Origin of the sequence: Levilactobacillus sp. (assembly GCF_022646225.1) — a bacterium.
In the GTDB taxonomy this organism is placed as follows: domain Bacteria; phylum Bacillota; class Bacilli; order Lactobacillales; family Lactobacillaceae; genus Levilactobacillus; species Levilactobacillus suantsaiihabitans.
Genome location: NZ_JALCJA010000001.1, coordinates 238886 through 261106, shown reverse-complemented (window position 1 = coordinate 261106; position 22221 = coordinate 238886). Strand labels below are relative to the sequence as shown.

The window sequence follows — 22221 nt, the reverse complement described above, 5'->3', positions numbered from 1 at the left end:
TATCATAGCACAGCGGCCCGGCGTGGTGGGACAAAACTCGTTTACGATGTGCTAGCCACCTACCGTTCACTGGATATGAGTTGGAACGCTGGGGCGGACGGGTCGAGCCAAAGGACGGTCTCGACACCTCGCTTTGAGCCGAAGCGTGCGCCAACAGGCAACTGGCGGTCAGCACCAACGTTGTCCAGCAAAAAAGCGCCGGTGGTTTGGTTTCAATTTCAAGGCAGAATCTGTTAGACTGGCATAGTGAGTAAAAATCGAAAATAACTGGCAAAAGGGTGAGCAAATTGAAGCTAAACAAGTTACCACATGAATTTGAATTGGCCCGGCCGGTTCTTCAGACCATTGAACAGGCCGGCTATGAGGCCTATTTCGTCGGTGGCAGCGTTCGCGATACCATCTTGGGTAAAGACATCCATGACGTGGACATCGCCACTAGCGCGTATCCTAACGAGATTAAAGGGCTGTTCAAGCGCACCGTGGACACCGGAATCGAACACGGTACCGTCATGATTTTGGATCACGGGACCGGCTACGAGACTACCACGTTTCGCTCGGAATCAACCTATACCGATTTTCGGCGGCCGGACCAGGTGACCTTTGTCCGGTCGTTAAATGAGGACTTAAAACGCCGGGATTTCACTATCAACGCCTTGGCCATGAAGGAAGACGGGACGGTCATCGACTTGTTCGACGGGCTAGCGGATCTTAAGCACCGCCAGATCCGTGCCGTGGGCGATGCGCAGGAACGCTTCCATGAGGACGCCTTGCGCATGATGCGGGCCGTGCGGTTTGCCAGTCAGCTGGACTTTCAGATCGTACCCGAGACGCAAGCGGCCATCACGGCGCACGCCCAACTCTTGGCCAAGATTGCGGTCGAGCGGACCCAAGTGGAATTGTTAAAGCTGTTACAGGGCAAGGCCCCGCAACGCGGACTTCAAGACTTTATGGACACAGGCTTGTGGCAACACTGTCCCGGTTTCGCAGACCACGAGGCGGACTTGGCCGCACTAACGCAACAGCTGACCCACGGCGTCTCCAGTGACACGGCCGCCTGGACGTTGTTGGCCACCAAATTTGGCCTGACCAGCACCGAGATCACGCCGTTCTTAAAGCACTGGAAGACCGCCAATCAAACCATCACGGCTGTCCAAACGGCCAGTCGTGCGGCCACACTGTTACTGACAGGTGAGTTGACCGCCTGGCAACTTTATCAGTGTGGGGCCGATCTGGTACCCGTGGCCAATGAGGTGGCCGTCATTTTAGGCGCCCCGGATCGCCAATCAGACCTGCAGGCTGCTTTAGCCGCATTGCCGATTCATCACAAGAAGGAATTGGCCGCGACGGGCCGTGACCTCATACAGGCCGGCGTGCAACCTGGACCACAGCTAGGTGCTATCTTGGGCGACCTTGAATATCAAGTGGTCACTGGCGCGCTGCCCAACGACACGACCGCACTGGTGGCACACGTTAACGCCAACAAGTAATCTGAAAATAAGAGAGTGAAGCTATGCAAACCTTACGCGCGGAAAATTTACACCGAACTTACGGTGAAAAAACGCTATTTGATAATTTGAATTTTATTATTAACGAACACGATCGTATCGGCCTGATCGGGGTCAACGGGAGTGGGAAGACCTCGTTGTTAAATACCTTGGCCGGCGTCAGCAATGAGCAGTCTGGGGAAATCAACACCCCTAAGGACTACACGATCGGCTATCTGACCCAGGCGCCAGACCTCGATGAAAACCTGACCGTGATGGACGCCGTCTTTTCCGGTGATCAAAAGGTCTTTGTCACGATTCGCCGTTACGAAGCGGCCCTGGCGGCCTATGGGGCACATCCGGACGATGCCAAGGCTCAGCAGCGGTATTTGGACGCGGAAGCTCAGATGAACGAAGAAGAGGCCTGGACTGCCGAAAGCGACGTCAAGACGATTTTGACGCAGCTGAAGATCACGGACCTGTCGCAATCCATCAAGACCATGTCTGGGGGCCAAATCAAGCGGGTCGGCTTGGCTCAAGTCCTCATTCAGTCACCCGATTTATTACTCCTGGACGAACCAACCAACCACTTGGACTTCGATTCCATCGCCTGGCTCCAACAGTATCTGGCCAGCTACAAGGGCGCCTTACTGGTCGTGACTCATGACCGGTACTTCCTGGATCAAATTGCCAACCAAATTTGGGAATTAGACTTCGGGAAGCTCTACCAATATCCGGGGAACTACCAAGCCTACGTCCAAGAAAAGGCCGAACGGGTCAGTCAAGAGGCCGAAGCCGACCAGAAGCAACAACAATTGTACAAGAAGGAATTGGCCTGGATGAAGGCGGGGGCTAAGGCCCGTTCTACCAAGCAACAGGCCCGAATCAACCGCTTCAACGACCTGGCCAGTAACGTGGGAACCCGCCAAGTCCAAAGCAATGTTTCCATCTCGCTGGGCCAACAACGCCTGGGCAAGAAAGTCATCGAGCTCAAAGACGCTAATTTGAAATTGGGCGACCACGTCATTTTAAAGGACTTTAACGACCTGATTCAAGGTGGCGAACGCATCGGGATCAGTGGTGAAAACGGGGCCGGTAAGTCTAGCCTGCTCAACGTGATTGCCCAACGCCTCCCACTAGATTCCGGCATCGTGACGGTGGGCGAGACCGTGAAAATGGCCTACTACACCCAGCAGATCGAACCGATTCCCGAAGACAAGCGGATGATCAATTACCTGTCCGAGGTGGGCCAAAATGTGACCGACAAGGCCGGCAATTCCGTGAGTGTCACGGAACTGCTCGAACAGTTCTTGTTCCCACGGTTCATGCACGGGACGTTGATCCGCAAGCTCTCCGGTGGGGAAAAGCGGCGGCTCTATTTGTTAAAACTATTGATGGAACAGCCCAACGTCTTGTTGCTGGACGAACCGACTAACGATCTAGACATTAGCACGCTGACAGTGTTGGAAGATTACATTTCTCAATTTGCCGGCACCGTTATCACGGTTTCTCATGACCGGTACTTCTTGGATAAGGTGGCCGACCGGCTGTTGATCTTCACCGGTAACGGGCACATCGAGCGGTACTCCGGGCGCTTCAGTAGCTACCTGGCAGACGCCCAGGCGCAAACCAAGCACGCGGCTAAGGCGGAAAAACCAAAGGCCACCGAAAAGCCGCAAGCCAAGCCGGACGCGCCCAAGAAAAAGGTCAAGCTGACCTACGCGGAACAAAAGGAATGGGAAGGCATCGAAGGCGTAATCGACGGCTTGGAGGACCAAAAGTCACAGGTCCAAGCCGAAATGAATGCCAACGGCGCCAACTACGATAAGTTGGCCGATCTTCAGGCCCAATTAGACGACCTGGACCACCAACTAGATGAAAAGATGACCCGCTGGGAATACCTCAGCGAGTACGCAGAATAGGGAGGCAATGGCGTGTTAGAAGAGGCTTATTTGAATTTAGCAAAGACCGTGTTGACGGACGGCCACGAAAAAACGGATCGGACCGGCACGGGCACCATCAGCTTATTTGGCTACCAAATGCGGTTTAACCTACAGGAGGGCTTCCCACTGTTGACCACGAAGAAGGTGCCCTTTGGCCTGATCAAGTCCGAACTGTTGTGGTTCTTACGGGGGGACACGAATATTCGTTTTCTCCTGCAACACCACAACCACATTTGGGACGAATGGGCCTTCCAGCGGTACGTGGATAGCCCTGACTACCACGGCCCGGACATGACCGACTTCGGCCGGCGCTCACTGGTCGATGCCGATTTTAACCAGCAGTACCAGGCGGAAAAGGCCGCATTCTGCGATAAGATCATCAACGACCAGGCATTTGCCGAACATTACGGTGACCTGGGCCTGGTCTACGGCAGTCAGTGGCGCGCTTGGCAGGGGTACAACGGCGAGACGATCGATCAGTTGGCCAACGTCATCGACACGCTGCGGACCCATCCAGATTCCCGGCGGATGATCGTGTCGGCGTGGAATCCCGCCGACGTGCCATCTATGGCCTTGCCACCGTGTCACACGTTGTATCAGTTCTACGTCAACGACGGCAAGCTGAGTTGTCAGCTGTACCAACGCAGTGGGGACATTTTCTTGGGCGTGCCGTTCAACATCGCCAGTTACGCGTTGTTAACGTCGCTGATTGCCAAAGAAGTCGGCCTGGAAGTGGGCGACTTCGTGCATACGCTGGGCGACGCGCACATTTATAAGAACCACATCACCCAGGTCAAGACGCAGCTGGCCCGGACGCCGCATGCCGCACCTCAGCTGTGGTTGAATCCGGAAAAATCCAGTATCTTTGACTACGACATGCACGACATCAAGGTCACGGGCTACGACCCGGAACCGGCCATCAAGGCCCCCGTTGCCGTGTAAATAAGAGAGGAGACCTCGCCATGTTAATCTTTCTCTGGGCAGAGAGCCAAGGCCACGTCATTGGCTTTCACGGCCAATTGCCCTGGCATCTGCCAGCCGACATGCACTACTTCAAGACCGTCACTATGGACAACACCATCGTGACTGGAGCCAAGACGTTTGCGTCCTTCCCCGGACTACTGCCCAACCGGACCAATATCATCGTTAGCCACCGGCCCGCGAGTGATTTTCCCGCCGAGGCCATCGTCTTGAACTCACTGGATGCCGTGCGGGCCTACGCCGCTGAACGGCCGACCGAAAAGATCTTCGTCATCGGTGGCGCACAGATCTTTGCCGGCCTGATCGATGACGTCGATTACCTGTACCGCACCAATATCGAAGCCGGGTTTGACGGCGACACCTGGATGCCAGCCATTGATTACAGCAAGTTCCAACTGATCGACCGGCAACCGGGCGTGCGCAACGAGAAGAATCCGTACGACTTCACATTCGAACAATACCAACGTCTGTAAAGCCATCAAATGGCTAACTTTCAGCTACACAGTCTGAACTGGCCGCCTACCGTTCGCCAAATATGGGTTGGAACGCGGTGGGCGGACCGGACCGAGCCTGAGACGCGGTCTCGGCCTCGCTTTGAGCCGAAGCCCGCGTCTCAAAGACGCCAGTTGTCTAAGCGGCATGAACCGCGCCACTAAGACAACTCCCACGGCTGAACCCATATTTGGCGAACTCTCGGCTACGATAGTGTTGACTAGCTGACAACTAGGTTAGCCCGCATGTAATTGCGACGATTTAATAGCTAGCAGACTAACAAAACGGCGTCACAGCCCTGATTGATTCAGGATTGTGACGCCGTTTTACGGTTAACATTCGGAGATTCCACCCGTTGGCTTGCAAATAAGATCAAAAGAAAACCACGCCGGAGGCAGTTAGGGGTGGAGCCAGCTGTGTCGACGCAGTTAGCTGGCGTTTCTTGCCAGGTTACTGCGTGGGACGACTTGAGAGACTGGCGGTTTTAGCCAGGCTTTCAAGCGAGCCGAAAGACCGCTCCTCAGGCTGCAGGCGTTCCCCAGAGCAGGCGGAACCCCTAACTGACGCAGGCAATTGCTGCAGGTGACAACTAATTCTTTAAGCGTAAAACAAGATGGCGAAATACATCAAGGCGGTGCCGAGCATGACGAAGAGGTGCCAGATGACGTGGCCAAACGGCACGCCCTTGAAACTGTAAATGACAGCGCCAACGGTAAAGGCGACGCCGCCGAAGAATAGGAGGGCAAAGCCGATGGGGCCCAGGCCCGCGTACAGCGGCTTGATGCCCATCAAACACATCCAGCCCATCACCACGTAGATGATGGTGGATAGCTTTTGCATTTTGCCCAGCCAGATGGCCTTGTAGATGATACCACACACGGCCATGGCCCAGATGATGCCAAACATAGTCCAACCTAGCGCCCCGCCGACGACTAAGAGACTGAAGGGCGTATAGGTGCCCGCGATCAATAAATAAATGGCACAATGGTCAAATATTTGAAATACGTGGCGTCCGCGGGTAAAGTACAAACTATGGAAGAGAGTCGACGCCAGGTAAAAGAGCACTAAAATGGCGCCGTAAATGGCAAAGGTGGTCATCCGCAGTGCCCCGCCCTTAGCGTGGGCCTGTAAGAGTAAGATCACCAATCCAGCAATGCTCAAGGCGGCGCCGATTCCGTGGGTGACCGCATTGAGTACTTCGTTAATGATTTGATAGGTGTGGCTTTGTTGGTTTATCACACAGCATTTCTCCTTCGCCTTTTTAGTTAGCGTAACACGTTGGCACAACCTGTCGCAAGTGGCGATCGTCGTGGGTCTGGGCGACCGCAAGTTTAGTTTTCTTTAAAAGCCCCGGCGACTTCAACAACATTTACTGAAAAATGTCGGTAATTCTGCTATACTATTACCGTATGTTTCATTACGTAACTTGCAGCATAAACCAAAATTTCTGGTCAGAAAGAGTGGGATACCCATGGCGAAAATTAAGATTGTCACGGATTCATCTGCCGGCCTTACCGAGCAGCAGATTCAGGATTATGACATCACCATTATCCCGTTAACGGTCATGATTGATGACACGATTTACGTTGAACGGGAATCCATCACGAATGAAGAATTTATTGATAAAATGAAAACGGCGAAGTCCTTGCCGAAGACGAGTCAGCCACCACTGGGCAAGTTTGTGGAGACCTTTGACAAGTTGGGCGAAGATGGCAGTAGCGTGATTTGCTTCAACATGTTGGCCGCCATCAGTGGCACGGTCCACACGGCCGAACAAGCAGCCCAACTGTCGAAGACCGACGTCACGGTCGTGGACAGTCAATACACCGACCAAGCCTTGGCTTTCCAAGTCATCGAAGCCGCAAAATTGGCTGCGGAAGGCGCCGACAAAGACGCCATCTTGAAGCGGGCCGAGGCCGTGCGCGACCACACCAAGCTGTTCATGGGCATCGTGACCTTGGAAAACATCTTAAAGGGTGGCCGGTTGAGCCGCGCGGCGGGCATGTTGACGTCCTTATTAAACATCAAGATCGTCTTACAGGTCACCGGTGGCGAACTGAAGATTCGGGCCAAGGGTCGCGGTATGAAGACCATCGACCGCTACTTTGACAAGGTTTACGACCAGATCAAGCAGACGCCGAACATCAAAGCTATTGGCATCTCCCACGTGGAGGCGTTTGAATCCGTTGATAAGATTCAAAATCATCTCAAGGAACTCTTGCCGGGCCAAGATGTCTTGGTTCGAGAAACGGTGCCAATCATTGCGACACATGGGGGTCCAGGGGCATTTGCTTTGATGTACTACACAGACCCAACCAAATAATTGCTCATTGAGGAAGAGGTGGCCGCACGCCACCGCTTTTTCTTTATCCCGAGGGGGACTTTTAGAATGAAATTTAAGAATATCAGTAAGATTATTGGGGTGACCTTACTTCTCGTGCTGATTGTGCTGGCGGCGCTGACCTACTGGCATCCGGGCGCGCGCACCACGTTGACGACCAAGGAAATGCCGAGCAATCGGCGTTCTACCGTGCGGCTCGTGGCGCTGGGCGATTCGCTGACCGAAGGGGTCGGTGATCCCCAAAAGACCAAGCTGGGAGGCTACACGGGACGGCTCAAAAATACGATTCACCGGCGCGACCACGTGAAGGTCATCATGCACAATTTTGGTAAATCTGGCGACCGGAGTGATCAGATCGAACAACGACTGGTCGACAGTAAGACGCAACAGGCCCAGGTCAAACGCGCCCAGGCCATCACGCTAACGGTCGGGGGAAACGATTTACTCCAGACATTGACCAAGAACGTGACCATCAATCAACAAACCAAGCTGGACCGCCAGTTGGACACGGCCCAGACCGCTTACCAACAAAAGCTCAAGCACCTGATCCAAACGATTCGGCAGTACAATCCAACCGCGCCGATTTTTCTCTACAGCATTTACAATCCCGTGTACGTGTACTTTGCCAACCTGGACCAGATCACTACGGCTGTCGACGATTGGAATCAAGCGACCAAGCAGACCGCGACAGATTTCAAACACATTTACATGATCGACATCAACCAGGCGTTGTCTGACGGGCAGTACAAATCTGTCACCCAGCAGGCGCAGCTCAAGCGTAACGCCCAGAAGTCTAACGATGGCAAGATTTCCAGCGCGAGCTTACAGGAGTTGATTTTGGCCAGCAACGCCAGTGACGAGTTGAACGACTACTTGTCACCGGCCGACCATTTCCACCCGAACGCCAAGGGTTACCGGTTAATGACCCGTTACGCTTTTAAGCAAATGCAAGCTCATCAGCAGCAGTGGTTACTGAAATAAGGAGGAACAAACTATGCAACGTCATTCAGCCCCAAAGACCACCCGTAATTGGTGGAAATGGGGGTTCATCGCGCTCGTGGCCGTCTTACTGGTCACGACCGTTACCGTCGGGGTCAAGGCCTTGATGCCCACGCAGGTCCCGGCCACGGCCAAGGTGACCAAAAATACCACCAAGATTAACGTTAGCCTGAACAAGAAACAGGTCAACGCGCTGGCCGACTACTACGTGAATAAGTCCCTGCAAAATTCCGCGGTCAAGTATCGCTTCCAGGTCACCGATCATGCCTTGATCTCTGGATCGACCAAAGTTTTAGGCGCCAACGTGAACTTCGTTTTACTCTTGAAGCCAACCGTGTTATCCTCAGGAGACGTCCAATTGAAGGCGGAAAAGCTATCCGTGGGGGCCTTACCCGTGCCGATTAGCTTTGTGATGAGCTACATCGCCAAGAACTATCCGCTGCCCAATTGGGTCGCGATGGACACCAAGCAAGAGACCATCACGCTACATTTGACCGCCATCGGCAACGGCAAGAAGCTGTCCTTTGCGGCCAAGAAGATCGATTTATCCGGCGCTGGCAAGTTCGTTTTCCAGGCCCGGATTCCCAAGAACTAGGAGGCAACGAATGCCCAAAACGTTTTATCAATTTTTAATGACCCAACGCAATCCAGAAAGCTACGACCCGGTGGCGACCTTCGCCAACAACGCCTTTCTGGACAGCGCCTTTCCTAAGCAGGAGACAGCCTTTGATCCGCTGTCGAAATACTTGGAAGAAAACGCGCCGTATTTACCGTCCATGACGATTTTTGACGACGCGTGGCAATTGTATCTGGCCTCGTTGGCCTAACGAAAACAGGGACCGCGGCGTTGCGCTGCTGGTGCCTGTTTTGATTTTTAAGAGCCGACTGGTCCCAATTTTATGTGGTTAGGCGCCAAGTTTTCATCATGTACGCTATTACGCATGTTATGTGTTATGCTTCAATAAAAAAGGGGGTATTTCTATGGCGTCAAAAAATGAATTTCACTCTTCGAAGGAAACACGCTACATCCTAGATTCGGTCGAAAATCGTAAGGCACTGGATAAGTCAATCGACCAATTAAAAAGTGGTCATGTTAAAACGCTCTCTTTTAAAGATTGGCAGCGAATGACCAAAAAGAATTGATAAGATTGCTTTTTACGGATTTAGCATTATTGGCAAAGTTCAACCAACGCGCCGAGACGTTAGGCAGCTGAGTCATTGAAAGAAATCACCTAAACCAGCTCCCTAAATCCCAGCAGAACATGGTAGAATGGAATGCGTCAGTCAATAACTGAAGGTTGAAAGACGAAAATCAGCTAGAACGATTGTTATCATGCGACTAGTGGCGTCAAAAATAGGCGTTTTCAGCCTCACAATACGGTAGTGCTTACCAGTAACAGTCGTCTTAGCGCCAGATAGCAGCTACATTGACGACATGTCTATCATTAACACAGTGTTGCGGATAGACGTTAACTTGCCGGAGGCAGCCAGGGTGGAGCCAGCTGTGTCGGCGGTGTTGGCTGAGGCTTTTTCTCAGCCTACAGCGCGGGACGACTTGAGAGACTGGTCGGTTTTGCCAGGCTCTCAAGCGAGGCGGAAGACCGCCCCTCAGGCTGGAGCCGTTCCTCAGAGTAGGCCCCACCCTAGCCTGACGCAGGCGCCTGGTTTCACCAATTTTAGGTTCAACCTTCAAATCAGCCACTCATTATTTAAACTAATCGGTAGACGCTTTCACCCAGCGCCGTTAGCGAATAAAAGGAGAAGAACACTATGTCAGTTATCCAATGGTTTCCAGGCCATATGGCCAAGGCCATTCGCCAGATGGAAGAAAACATCCACCTGGTCGATATTGTTTTTGAATTAGTTGATGCGCGGATTCCCGCAGCATCCCGTAATCCCGAGGTCAAGCGGATTGCTAAGGACAAGCCGCATTTGATCATCATGACCAAAAAAGACCTGGCCGACCCGCAACAGACGGCCGCCTGGTTGACCTATTACCGTTCCCAACAACAACCAGCCATCGCCATCGACTCGCGCGCCAACGTCACCCCCAAGCAGATCACCAAGATCGCCATGGGCATTTTGGCCGATAAGTTAGCTGCCGAAAAGGCTAAGGGACTCAAGGAACGGCCGATGCGTGCCATGACGGTCGGCGTGCCCAACGTGGGCAAATCCACGCTGCTAAATCACCTGGTCCAACGCAAGGCCGCCCAAGTCGGCGATACCCCTGGCGTGACCAAGGGCCAACAGTGGCTACGGTCCAGCAAGCATTTGGAACTGCTCGACACGCCCGGTATTTTATGGCCCAAGTTCAAGGACCAGGAAACGGCGCAAAAATTGGCACTGACGGGGGCCATCAAGGAAAAGCTCTACGCCAGCGATGACGTCGCCTTATTTGCCCTGAACTTCTTCCGGCAATACCACCGCGATGCCTTGTTAGACCGCTACCATTTGGCCGACGCGGACTTAGACCTTAGTGACGTGGATCTCTTACTCAAGATTACCCAAAAGATCGGCATGCGTGACGACTATGAACGGGCCAGCGAACGGATCATCTTAGACGCCCGGCGCAAGAAGATGGGCGGCTTCACACTGGACCGTGCGCCCCACACCGAGGCGAGCGACCATGACTAAGGCGCCCAGTCTGGCACAGTTGAAGGCCGACCTGGCGGATGTGACCAGTGTCGACGACCCCCGTTTAGCGCCTTTAGCCGCCGATTCGCGGAAAGGGGCCCAATTACTCCTAACCCAGATCAAACGCCGGCTAGCGAAGGCTGAGACGGCAGAAAGGGCCTTTCAACAGCGCTTACACTACGAACGGGCACTCTGGCAGCGCGGCCAGCTCGTGGCGGGCATCGATGAGGTGGGGCGCGGACCCCTGGCCGGCCCAGTCGTCACCAGTGCGGTCATCTTGCCCGAAACCTTTGACATCCCCTTAGTCAACGACTCCAAGCAGTTGACCCCCAAGGAACGCGAGCGCCTGTACCCGTTGATCTTAGCCCAGGCCACCGCCGTTAGCGTGGGAATCGGCAGTCCGCAACTGATCGATCAGATCAACATTTATCAGGCCACCCGGGTCGCCATGCAGCGTGCGGTCCTGGGGCTAGGTGTCGCCCCACAACATTTGATCGTCGACGCCATGCAAATTCCCGTCGACCTGCCGCAGACCCGCCTGATCAAGGGTGATGCCAAATCCGCTAGTGTCGCCGCGGCCAGCATCGTGGCCAAGGTCTACCGCGACCATTTGATGGCGACCTATGACGAGCTGTATCCGGGCTACGGCTTTGCCCAAAATGCCGGGTACGGGACGGCCGAACACCTGGCTGGCTTGGCCGACAGGGGGGTCACCCCGATTCACCGCCAAACTTTTTCGCCGGTTCAAAAAATAATCAACGCTTAATCACGGAGTTGACCCTAAAAGGGCAAAGGAGGTTGCAATCTTGCAACTGACACTTCGTGATTTTTTCATGCGTTTACCACTTCTCTCGGGCATTGGCCTGAAGACCACCACGGCCTGCTGGCACTGGTTATCTCAGCACACTGAACTAACCAACGTCACCCCGGCCATTTTGACGCAACTCTGCCAAGACATGGCCATCCCCGACAAACGGGCGGCCTTCCTGCTAGACCAGCTGTTCACCGCCGCTGTGACGGCCAGACTGACGACAAATTTGACCCATAGTGGGTGCTTGACCATCGTCGACGCGGCCTATCCAGTGGCGTTAAAGGAAACCTACGCGCCACCCGTAGCGTTATTTTTCCGTGGGGACCTGCGTTTGTTGCAGCGACCGTTACTGGCGGTGGTGGGGTCGCGTCACCCCAGTGCCTACGCCCTTCACGCCATGCGCTTGTTGTTGCCGCGAGTGGTCCAGCAGCACATTGGCATCGTCTCGGGCTTGGCCCAGGGTGTCGATACGCTGGCGCACCAGGTGGCCTTGGCCTACCGTGGACCGACAATCGCCGTGATCGGCACCGGCCTGGATCACTGCTATCCCGCGGCCAACCGCGACCTCATGGACGAGCTCACCCAAAACCATTTGGTCTTATCCGAATACCCGTGGGGGACCAGCGGCGCACGTCACCATTTCCCCGAGCGCAACCGCATCATCGCTGGGCTGTCCAACAGCACCTTAGTGGTTGAGGCCGCTCACCATTCAGGCAGTCTGATCACCGCCAACATCGCCCTGCAAGAAAATCGTAATGTTTTAGCAATTCCAGGACGAGTCGACAGTCCAAACTCGGTTGGTACCAACGAATTGATCCTTGCCGGCGCCAAACCGATCTTGCAGCCGGAACATATAATAGAAGAAGTTTTAGTTGACAAGCTGCCCTAAGTTGAAATAAGATGTGGGAGATTATAGTGAAAAAATTAGCGAACTACGTGTTCGTCGTAAAAATAAATCGATGGCCGCCAGAGCACCCGCAAGACCGGGCCTGGTGAGCCACCACATGAGGGAGTAATGTGAGTTGCCGACGAAAACAAAAGCGAAAGCGCCAGCCAAAAAGCGGCGGAAAACGCAAAAAAAGTTGGTTATCGTAGAATCACCTGCGAAAGCCAAGACAATTGAAAAATATTTAGGCCGCACCTACAAGGTCATGCCGAGTTTAGGGCACGTGCGGGATCTACCGAAGAGTTCGATGGGGGTCGACACGGAAAACCATTACGATCCACACTACATCTCGATTCGCGGTAAGGGTGACGTTATCAAGGGCTTGCGGTCCGAAGCCAAGAAGGCCAAGGCCGTCTATCTGGCCTCTGACCCCGACCGGGAAGGCGAATCCATCGCCTGGCATTTGGCCCACGTCTTAAACTTGGACGTGAACGACAAGAATCGGGTCACCTTTAACGAAATCACCAAAGACGCGGTCAAGGAAGCCTTTAAGACACCACGGTCCATCGACATGGATCTGGTCAACGCCCAACAAGCCCGGCGGATCTTAGACCGGTTAGTGGGGTATTCCATCTCCCCATTGCTGTGGAAAAAGGTCAAGAAGGGTCTCAGTGCGGGGCGGGTTCAATCCATCGCCTTGTCACTGATCATTCAACGGGAAAAGGAGATCAAGGCCTTCATCCCCGAAGAATACTGGACGATCGACGCCGAATTCAAGAAGGCCCGGCACGCCTTTAAGGCCAGCTTCTATGGTCTCAATGGTAAGAAGGCCGGTTTGAAAGACAACGCCGCCGTGCAAGACGTTCTGAGCAAGTTAGACCGCAAGGGGGCATTTGACATCACCAACGTGGTGCGTAAGGAACGGAAGCGGTCACCGCAACCGCCATTTACCACCAGCTCCATGCAACAAGATGCCAACCGGAAGTTGAATTTCCGGACGCGTAAGACCATGATGGCCGCCCAACAGCTCTACGAAGGGATCAACCTGGGCAAGGAAGGCACGCAGGGGTTAATCACCTATATGCGGACCGATTCCACGCGGATCTCAAGCATTGCTAAACACGAGGCCTCGACGTTCCTGCACGAAAAGTACGGCGCCGAATACGCCGCTACCAAGCCGATCAAAGGTAAGCTGCCAGAAGGGGCGCAAGACGCCCACGAAGCCATCCGGCCAACCTCCGTCTTCCGGACGCCAGCGAGCCTAAAGGACCGGTTGAACCGTGACCAATTCCGGTTATACCAGTTGATTTGGAACCGGTTCGTGGCCAGTCAAATGACCAATGCCGTGATGGATACCATGGCTGTCACCCTGGAACAAAATGGCGTCACGTTCCGGGCCAACGGGTCTAAGATGAAGTTCGACGGGTTCTTGAAGATCTATAGCGACAACAAGGAAAAGGATAATCTGTTGCCAGACCTTGAAATCGGCGACCAAGTCAACTTGGCTAAGACCGATCCGGCCCAACACTTTACCCAGCCGCCTGCACGGTATTCCGAAGCCAACTTGATCAAGGCGTTGGAAGAAAACGGCGTCGGTCGGCCATCGACCTACGCGCCAACGTTGGATACGATTCAACGGCGCTACTACGTCAAATTGGTCGGTCGGCGGTTTGAACCCACCGAACTGGGCGAAATCGTCGATGGCATCATCAACGAGTATTTCCCGGACGTGGTCAACGTCGACTTTACGGCTGACCTGGAACACGAACTGGATGGCATCGAAGAAGGTAAGCAGGACTGGGTCAAGGTCATCGACACCTTCTACAAGCCATTCTCAACGGAAGTGGCCCACGCCGAAGACGCCATCGAAAAGATTCAGATCCGCGATGAACCAGCCGGCTTTGACTGTGACATCTGTGGGGCGCCCATGGTCATCAAGATGGGCCGTTACGGCAAGTTCTACGCCTGCTCACGGTTCCCAGATTGCCGCAACACTAAGCCAATCGTCAAGGAAATTGGCGTGACCTGCCCGGTTTGTCACCAAGGTGAGGTCATCGAACGCAAGTCCAAGAAGAACCGGATCTTCTACGGTTGTTCGCGCTACCCTGACTGTGACTTTGTCTCTTGGGACAAGCCAGTTGGTCGCGATTGCCCGAAGGATGGTCATTACCTGGTGGCCAAGAAGATTCGTGGCGGCGTGCAAATCGTCTGCCCAAACGGCGACTACGAGGAAGCACCACAAAAGTAAGGCTAATTTATGGCACACGATTCAGCGATGTAACAGTAACGCATAAAGGGCTTGGGAAGTTTTCCCAGGCCTTTTGTGCGTTACCCCTAAATAACTGCGAGGCAACCCCGGCATCCGCGCCATCACCACTGGCGGGGCTAGGCCGCAATCCGGATTTTTTGATGAGTTAGTTGAGTTTTTCAAGCGCGTTTGCTAGCATTAACACGTACAGGAGGTGTCAGCCGTGGCTTCAGCAGTCGAACAATTTATCACATACCTGCAAGGGGAACGGCAATACTCACCCGAAACCGTCAAGGCCTATCAGGAAGACTTGACCGAATTCAGCCAGTTTCTGCGCGATAACGGGGGGGCAAAACCCTGGACGCAGATTGATCAACTGGACGTTGAAGTCTATCTCAGCGACCTCTATGATCACCACTACGCGCGGACCACGATTGCCCGGAAGCTCTCCACGTTACGTTCGTTCTACAGCTTTTTGATGAGTAACGGTCAGGCTCAAGACGATCCGTTTGCCTACGTACAGCTCAAGCACCACCAAAATCATCTGCCGCGTTTCTTCTACGAGCGGGAAATGACCGCGTTGTTTGCGGCTGCGGCGGCCAATCCCAATGACCAATTGGCCACGCGGGATTCGGCCATCTTAGAGATTCTGTACGGGACCGGGATTCGGGTCAGTGAGTGCGTCAATTTGACGTTGCCCGATATCGACTTTGACAACCGCATCATGCTGATTCACGGGAAGGGTAACAAGGAGCGTTACGTCCCGTTTGGTCATTACGCCACTGACGCCTTGCAGCAGTATTTCACCGCCGCACGAACGCCGTTGATGGCCCAGTACCACCAGCAACACGCCTTTGTCTTCATCAATGCGCATGGCGGCCAAATAACCGCGGCAGGGGTGACCTACCTGTTGAATCAGATCATCAAGCGCAGCACGTTGACCACGGACATTCATCCCCACATGCTGCGGCACACGTTTGCCACCCATCTGCTCAATAACGGGGCGGACTTGCGATCGGTTCAGGAATTACTGGGCCACAGTAGCCTGTCGACCACGCAGATTTATACCCACGTGACGCGCGAACACCTGCAACGCGATTATCGGCAGTTCTTCCCGCGGGCCACTGAAGATCACGATCATTCGACACAATCATAAGGAGCGATTAACTAATGCCAGTAAAATTTGAAGCAACCACCATCTGTGCGGTTCGGCACAACGGTCATAACGCAATGGCCGGTGACGGACAAGTCACAATGGGCGAAAAAGTTATCATGAAGGGAACCGCCCACAAGATTCGGCGGATCTACAACAATCAGGTCGTTGTCGGCTTTGCCGGTAGTGTGGCCGACGCCTTTAATTTGGAAGAAAAATTCGAAGCCCAACTTAATGAATACAGTGGCAACCTGCAACGGGCAGCCGTCGAATTGGCCAAGCAGTGGCGCTCCGACCAAGCTTTGCAAAAACTCGAAGCCTTACTGATCGTCATGGACAAGGACGAAATGCTGTTGGTCTCCGGGTCCGGTGAAGTCATTGCCCCCGACGATGACATCTTAGCCATCGGTTCTGGTGGGAACTTCGCTTTGGCCGCCGCCACTGCCTTGCACCACCACGCCAAGGACATGAGCGCCAAGGAAATCGCCGAAAGTGCCATCCACATTGCGGGGGGCATCGACATCTTTACCAACGAAAACGTCATTTCAGAAGAACTTTAATCGAACGGAGGAATCCTATGGACGCCATTAACAAAACGCCTAAAGAAATCGTCGGCCTATTGAACCAATACGTCATTGGCCAAGACGAAGCTAAAAAAGCCATCGCGATTGCCCTGCGCAACCGTTACCGCCGCATGCAACTGGACGCGGCGATGCAAGAAGAAATCTCACCGAAAAACATGCTGATGATTGGACCGACCGGGGTCGGGAAAACGGAAATTGCCCGCCGGTTAGCCAAAATCGTTCACGCACCGTTCACCAAGGTCGAAGCCAGCAAGTTCACCGAAGTCGGCTACGTTGGCCGCGACGTGGAATCCATGGTGCGTGACCTGGTCGAAGTTTCCGTCACAATGGAAAAGCAAGACCAATTTAAAAACGTCCGTAACGACGCCATCCAAGCTGCCAACAAGCGCTTAGTCAAGCTGTTGGCCCCAGCGAAGAAGAAAGAAAACAAGAACAACAACGACTTCGCCAACATGATGAACATGTTTACCCAGATGCAAAATGGCCAGACGCCGACCGCCCCGAGCGAGACCGAAGAAGTCACCGACGACGTGCGCAACGAACGCCTTTCCATCGCCGAACAACTGGACAAGGGCCTGCTGGAAAATCATACCGTTGAAATCGAGATGGATGACCCGCAACAAGCCAACGCCACCGACAACAACATGATGGGCCAAATGGGCATCGACTTGAGCGATACGTTAGGCGCCATCATGCCTAAGAAGCGCATCAAGCGGACCGTGACCGTGGCCGAAGCACGCGAGATCCTGGTCAACGAAGAATCCGAAAAGCTGGTCAACAATGCCGACATCAACCATGATGCCATCCAACGGGCCGAAAACACCGGGATCATCTTCTTGGATGAAATCGACAAGATCGCCAAGGGCAGTAGCCAAAACAGCGGCGACGTTTCCCGTGAAGGGGTCCAACGCGACATCTTGCCGATCGTTGAAGGGACCCAGGTCAAGACCAAATACGGGTCGATCAACACTGACCACATCCTCTTCATCGCGGCCGGTGCCTTCGCGGAATCCAAGCCCAGCGACCTGATTGCCGAACTGCAAGGGCGTTTCCCGATTCGGGTCGAATTAAACGACCTGAGCAAGGAAGACTTCGTGCGGATCTTAACCGAACCGAACAACGCCTTGATCAAGCAATATATCGCCTTGATCGGCACCGACAACGTCAAGGTAACCTTCACCATGGAGGCCATTGAACGCATTGCCGAATTGGCCTTTGAACTGAACCACGAGAACCAAAACATTGGTGCCCGCCGGCTGCAGACCGTTCTAGAAAAACTGCTGGAAGACCTGCTGTACGAAGGACCAGACATGGGTTCCGGCGATGTGACTATCACGGAAAACTACGTCAACGATAAGATCGGCGATATCGTCCAAAACAAGGACTTATCCCGCTACATCCTCTAAACGATTCGCAGGGCCGAGACGATTTGTCTTGGTCCTTTTTGGCGATTTAGGGTATGATAGAAGAAATGGCCTAGACAACTTACGGGTTGTCCGACCCAGAATTTCTGAAAAAGTTGGAGGCACGGCAATGTTAACGTTAAAAAATGACTATCTCACCGTCCAAATCAATCCGTTGGGCGCGGAACTCAGCAGTGTAAAGGACAACGACAGCGGCCTGGAATACATGTGGCAGGCGGACAAGACCTATTGGGGCCGGCACGCACCGCTCCTATTTCCCATCGTCGGCCGGCTACAGGACAATCAGTATCGCTTAAACGGCACGACCTATCACATGACCCAACACGGGTTTGCCCGTGACCGGGAATTCACGGTGCTGGCCCAAGACGCCACCAGTGCGACCCTACAACTGACCGCCGATGACCAGACCAAGGCGTTATTCCCGTCTAACTTCACCCTGACCGTTCACTACACCTTGAAGGATCACCAGCTACAGTTCGCGGCAACGGTTGACAATCCGGCCGATACACCACTGACGTTTTCGTTTGGGGCACATCCCGGCTTCAACGTGCCGCTGGGAGACCCAACCGCCGACTTTAGCGACTACCAAGTGACCGTGTCACCCAAGAAGGTCTACCAACGCGTCCCGTTAGTCGGGCCCTACAGCGATACGCAACACAGTGTTCCCATGGACCTCACGCAGCCTATGGTCCTCGACCACGACTTGTTTGACCACGACGCCAAGGTCTTGACCCTCGACAATCAGGAAACCACGCTGATGCTCAGCAGTGGCGTCAACGACCATGGTGTGGCGTTAACGCTCCGGGCACCTTACGTGGGCATCTGGTCGCCGTATCCCAAGCAGGCACCGTTCGTGTGCTTCGAACCGTGGTGGGGCTTGGCCGATGACGTGCAAGCTACCGGTGATTTAGAGACCAAGGTGGCCATTCACCGGCTGGCCGCCCACGACAGCTTCCAGGCCAGTTACCAGATTACTTACTTCTAGGCGATGATGTGGACCGTTGGACAGCGGTGGCGGAACCGTTGTTGACTGCTGATTTGATGGTTGCGCCAATCTTGGTGGTCAATTAAATACGCTGGTCTAGTTTTTGGTCGCAGAAATGTGCTTGGACACCTGACTTTAAATGGCCGAAACGTGCGCCAACAGGCAACTGGTTGCGCTTAACACTGATAGGCAAATAATCCGAGACCAGGATTATCCGCCTATCACCGTTAATGCTCGCCAGTTAACCGCCTGTTGGCGCACTCTTTATAAAAAAAGGCTCCCAACGACGATTTGTCATTGAGAGCCTTCGGTGTCTCTATATTTGAAAAATAAGAGCTATTTCTGAGCTTGCCGCCGTTTGTAGCCGCGGCCGAAGGGGACCATGGATTCCGTACCCTCACGAATCCGCTGAATATTGCTGCGGTGGCGGTAAAAGACGAAGATGGTCAAGACCAGGGCAATCCCGGTCAAGTACCAGTCCTGAAAGGCCAACGAGATCAACGTGATCAGGCTAAAGGCAATCATGCTGGCTAAGCTGACCATGCTGGTCCAGTAGATCAAGCTGACCCACAGGCCGGCCGCAATCACGAACATCAACGGGTTGTAAGCCAGCAGCATCCCCGCTGACGTGGCAACCGCCTTGCCCCCCTTAAAGTGGTCGAAGATCGACACCGTGTGCCCCAGAATCGCAAACAACCCGAATAACAGGGGCGTTGCGGTGCCGAGAATCGTGGTGACGTGAAATAGGGTGGGTAAGAGGGTGGCGACTGAACCTTTGGCAATGTCTAAGACCATGACCGCCGTTCCCGCGTACGGTCCCAACACCCGGTACGTATTGGTCGTGCCGATGTTACCGGACCCCGATTGGCGAATGTCCGTCTGGAAGAAGGCTTTGCCGACCCAGACACCGTTGGGAATCGCCCCTAACAGGTACGCCACGATGAGTAAACCAAATAATTTCACAAGTTATTCCTCCGCTCTTTCTCGCAGCGGGAGCCCCCAAACCGGCGCTCACCGCAGATAAGCTGGTCTATATTTTAGCATGTTTTCACGAGAACGCCAATTATCTAGAGAATTCTAGCCAGGTTTTGGCTTCCTGTGGTATGATTATGAAGTTACTGGATACCTAGCCCAAGCGCATTTGACAGTTTATTTGAACATATGTTCGCTTTGCGGTAAAATAAGGGTATCCTGCAGAAACACATTTTCTGTTAAAAATCGTAAAAGTAAAGGGGATTTACGCATGGCGAAAGCAAAACCAAAATATGACGATTCCTCCATCCAAGTGTTGGAGGGGTTGGAAGCTGTTCGTAAACGTCCTGGTATGTATATCGGGTCAACTGATGGCCGCGGCCTGCACCACCTGGTCTATGAAATCGTGGACAACGCCGTCGATGAAGCCTTAGCCGGCTATGGTAAGGAAATCAACGTGACCATCCACCAGGACAACAGCATTACCGTTGTCGATCACGGTCGGGGTATGCCGGTGGGTATGCACGCGTCCGGAATTCCCACGCCTGAAGTTATTCTAACGGTGCTGCATGCCGGGGGTAAATTCGGCCAGGGCGGTTACAAGACGTCCGGTGGGCTGCACGGGGTGGGGGCGTCCGTCGTCAACGCCTTGTCGAGTGCGTTAACGGTCACCATCGTCCGTGATGGCGTTCGTTACCAAGAAAAATTCGCCAAGGGTGGCCATCCACAGGGCACGCTGAAGAAGTTAGGCAATACTCGGGCCCATAACGGGACGACTATCAGTTTCAAGCCGGATAGCGCCATCTTCACGACCACGGTCTACAATTTTGGAACCCTGGCCGAACGGCTCCGCGAATCCGCATTTCTGTTAAAGGGTGTCAAGATCACGCTGACAGACGAACGCGAGGGCCAAGAGCGCGCCGAAGAATACCATTTTGAAGACGGTATCAAGGAATTCGTCGGGTATTTGAACGAAGACAAGGATACCTTAGGCGACGTCATGTACTTTGACGGTAAAAAGGACGGCATCGAAGTCGAGGTCGCTGCGCAATACAACGACGGTTATACGGAAAACCTCCTGTCCTTCGTCAACAACGTCCGCACCAAAGACGGTGGGACCCACGAAGCCGGCATGCGCAGTGGCTGGACTAAGGCGTTTAACGAATACGCCCGCAAAGTCGGCCTCTTAAAGGAACGCGACAAGAACCTGGAAGGCACCGACGTCCGTGAAGGGCTGTCCGCCGTGATCTCGCTGCGGGTTCCCGAAAATCTGTTGCAGTTTGAAGGCCAGACCAAGGAAAAGCTGGGGACACCAGAAGCCCGGACCATCGTGGATAACATCATTAGCGAACAGCTGGGCTATTACCTGATGGAAAACGGCGACTTTGGGAAGATGCTGATCAAGAAATCGACCCAGGCCCGTTCCGCCAGGGAAGCCGCGCGTAAGGCCCGTGATGAGAGCCGTAATGGTAAGCGTCACAAGAAACACGAACGCCTGTTGTCCGGCAAGTTGACCCCGGCGCAATCCAAGAATTCGGCCAAAAACGAGCTGTTCTTAGTCGAAGGGGATTCCGCCGGTGGGTCCGCCAAACAGGGCCGTAACCGGAAGTTCCAGGCCATCCTGCCACTACGGGGGAAGGTCTTGAACACCGAAAAGGCCAAGCTACCGGACATCATGAAAAACGAAGAAATCAGTACCATGATCTACACGATTGGGGCCGGGGTCGGCGCCGAATTTAACATCGAAGACGCCAATTACGACAAGATCATCATCATGACCGATGCCGATGACGACGGGGCCCACATCCAGATCTTACTGTTGACCTTCTTCTACAAGTACATGCGGCCGATGATCGACGCCGGCAGAGTCTACATCGCCCTGCCACCACTGTATCAGATCAAGACGACCGGCAAGAAGGCCACGACCGATTACGCGTGGACCAACGACGAATTGACCCGCAAGACCAAAAAAATCCCGAACCGCGGCTACCATTTACAACGGTTCAAGGGGCTGGGGGAAATGGACGCGGAACAACTCTGGGCCACGACCATGGATCCTGATAACCGGACGCTGATCCGCGTGCAGATCGACGACGCCGCTTTGGCGGAACGCCGGGTCACCACGCTGATGGGCGACAAGGTCGAACCGCGGCGGAAATGGATTGAAAACAACGTCCAGTTCACGCTGGAAGATGACGATACCAGCCTGTTAGAAAACGAAAAAGCTTCCGAGTCCCACGACTAGGAGACTGGCGAAAGGAGTAAACATTTGTGAGTGAAGGAC

The 22221-nt window shown here is 53.9% G+C and carries 19 protein-coding genes; 17 read left to right on the top strand and 2 right to left on the bottom strand.

From position 1 onward, the window contains the following. The first annotated feature begins 287 nt into the window (after nt 1-287). From LKH74_RS01320 to LKH74_RS01305, 4 genes are read left to right on the top strand one after another with little or no spacing between them, the layout of a single operon-like run. Nucleotides 288-1487, top strand: a complete 1200-nt coding sequence (locus tag LKH74_RS01320; protein WP_287707894.1) for a CCA tRNA nucleotidyltransferase — start codon at nt 288-290, stop codon at nt 1485-1487. Nucleotides 1488-1510: 23 nt separating this feature from the next. Next, on the top strand, nt 1511-3406 hold the full coding sequence (locus LKH74_RS01315) for an ABC-F family ATP-binding cassette domain-containing protein (RefSeq protein WP_287707895.1): 1896 nt from the start codon (nt 1511-1513) through the stop codon (nt 3404-3406). A gap of 12 nt (nt 3407-3418) precedes the next feature. Beyond that, nucleotides 3419-4369 (top strand): thymidylate synthase, encoded by a 951-nt coding sequence (locus LKH74_RS01310; RefSeq protein ID WP_287707896.1) that lies wholly within the window; start codon nt 3419-3421, stop codon nt 4367-4369. 20 nt (nt 4370-4389) lie between these two features. Beyond that, a complete protein-coding gene (locus LKH74_RS01305) occupies nt 4390-4881 on the top strand; it encodes a dihydrofolate reductase (protein WP_287707897.1) in 492 nt (163 codons plus the stop codon). A gap of 616 nt (nt 4882-5497) precedes the next feature. Here LKH74_RS01305 and trhA read toward each other — a convergent pair. Beyond that, complete coding sequence (gene trhA, locus LKH74_RS01300) at nt 5498-6139, bottom strand: PAQR family membrane homeostasis protein TrhA (protein ID WP_287707898.1); 642 nt, start codon at nt 6137-6139, stop codon at nt 5498-5500. A 232-nt stretch (nt 6140-6371) separates the two neighbouring features. Here trhA and LKH74_RS01295 point away from each other — a divergent pair, with 232 nt between their 5' ends. The 12 genes from LKH74_RS01295 (at nt 6372) to LKH74_RS01240 (ending at nt 18965) form a co-directional block, all read left to right on the top strand. Continuing rightward, nucleotides 6372-7223 (top strand): DegV family protein, encoded by an 852-nt coding sequence (locus LKH74_RS01295; RefSeq protein WP_135367852.1) that lies wholly within the window; start codon nt 6372-6374, stop codon nt 7221-7223. A 66-nt stretch (nt 7224-7289) separates the two neighbouring features. Further along, nucleotides 7290-8222, top strand: coding sequence for a GDSL-type esterase/lipase family protein (locus tag LKH74_RS01290; protein ID WP_287707899.1), 933 nt, complete (start codon nt 7290-7292; stop codon nt 8220-8222). 13 nt (nt 8223-8235) lie between these two features. After that, complete coding sequence (locus LKH74_RS01285) at nt 8236-8835, top strand: YpmS family protein (RefSeq protein WP_287707900.1); 600 nt, start codon at nt 8236-8238, stop codon at nt 8833-8835. Between the two features lie 10 nt (nt 8836-8845). After that, entirely contained in the window at nt 8846-9067 is a 222-nt protein-coding gene (locus tag LKH74_RS01280) for a YozE family protein (protein ID WP_135367855.1), read from the top strand. Nucleotides 9068-10010: 943 nt separating this feature from the next. Beyond that, nucleotides 10011-10874 (top strand): ribosome biogenesis GTPase YlqF, encoded by an 864-nt coding sequence (gene ylqF, locus LKH74_RS01275; RefSeq protein WP_287707902.1) that lies wholly within the window; start codon nt 10011-10013, stop codon nt 10872-10874. Beyond that, nucleotides 10867-11640 carry a ribonuclease HII gene (locus LKH74_RS01270; protein WP_287707904.1) on the top strand — a complete coding sequence of 258 codons (774 nt, stop codon included), beginning with the start codon at nt 10867-10869 and terminating at the stop codon, nt 11638-11640. Before ylqF ends, LKH74_RS01270 begins: the two co-directional genes overlap by 8 nt. A gap of 40 nt (nt 11641-11680) precedes the next feature. Then, nucleotides 11681-12574, top strand: coding sequence for a DNA-processing protein DprA (gene dprA / locus LKH74_RS01265; protein ID WP_287707905.1), 894 nt, complete (start codon nt 11681-11683; stop codon nt 12572-12574). A gap of 133 nt (nt 12575-12707) precedes the next feature. Beyond that, nucleotides 12708-14819 carry a type I DNA topoisomerase gene (topA, locus tag LKH74_RS01260; protein WP_287707906.1) on the top strand — a complete coding sequence of 704 codons (2112 nt, stop codon included), beginning with the start codon at nt 12708-12710 and terminating at the stop codon, nt 14817-14819. 223 nt (nt 14820-15042) lie between these two features. Beyond that, nucleotides 15043-15975 (top strand): tyrosine recombinase XerC, encoded by a 933-nt coding sequence (gene xerC, locus LKH74_RS01255; protein ID WP_287707907.1) that lies wholly within the window; start codon nt 15043-15045, stop codon nt 15973-15975. A gap of 14 nt (nt 15976-15989) precedes the next feature. Beyond that, nucleotides 15990-16532 (top strand): HslVU peptidase proteolytic subunit, encoded by a 543-nt coding sequence (gene hslV, locus LKH74_RS01250; RefSeq protein WP_125576865.1) that lies wholly within the window; start codon nt 15990-15992, stop codon nt 16530-16532. A 17-nt stretch (nt 16533-16549) separates the two neighbouring features. After that, nucleotides 16550-17962: an ATP-dependent protease ATPase subunit HslU gene (gene hslU, locus LKH74_RS01245; RefSeq protein WP_135367861.1), complete on the top strand. Its 1413-nt coding sequence runs from the start codon at nt 16550-16552 to the stop codon at nt 17960-17962. Between the two features lie 127 nt (nt 17963-18089). Continuing rightward, nucleotides 18090-18965, top strand: a complete 876-nt coding sequence (locus LKH74_RS01240) for an aldose 1-epimerase family protein (RefSeq protein WP_287707908.1) — start codon at nt 18090-18092, stop codon at nt 18963-18965. 336 nt (nt 18966-19301) lie between these two features. Here the strand turns inward: LKH74_RS01240 and plsY are convergent, their stop codons facing one another. Further along, nucleotides 19302-19928, bottom strand: a complete 627-nt coding sequence (gene plsY, locus LKH74_RS01235) for a glycerol-3-phosphate 1-O-acyltransferase PlsY (RefSeq protein WP_135367863.1) — start codon at nt 19926-19928, stop codon at nt 19302-19304. A gap of 280 nt (nt 19929-20208) precedes the next feature. On the opposite strand from plsY, the gene parE reads away from it, so the two are divergent. Then, nucleotides 20209-22182, top strand: a complete 1974-nt coding sequence (gene parE / locus LKH74_RS01230; RefSeq protein ID WP_135367864.1) for a DNA topoisomerase IV subunit B — start codon at nt 20209-20211, stop codon at nt 22180-22182. Nucleotides 22183-22221 lie beyond the last annotated feature (39 nt).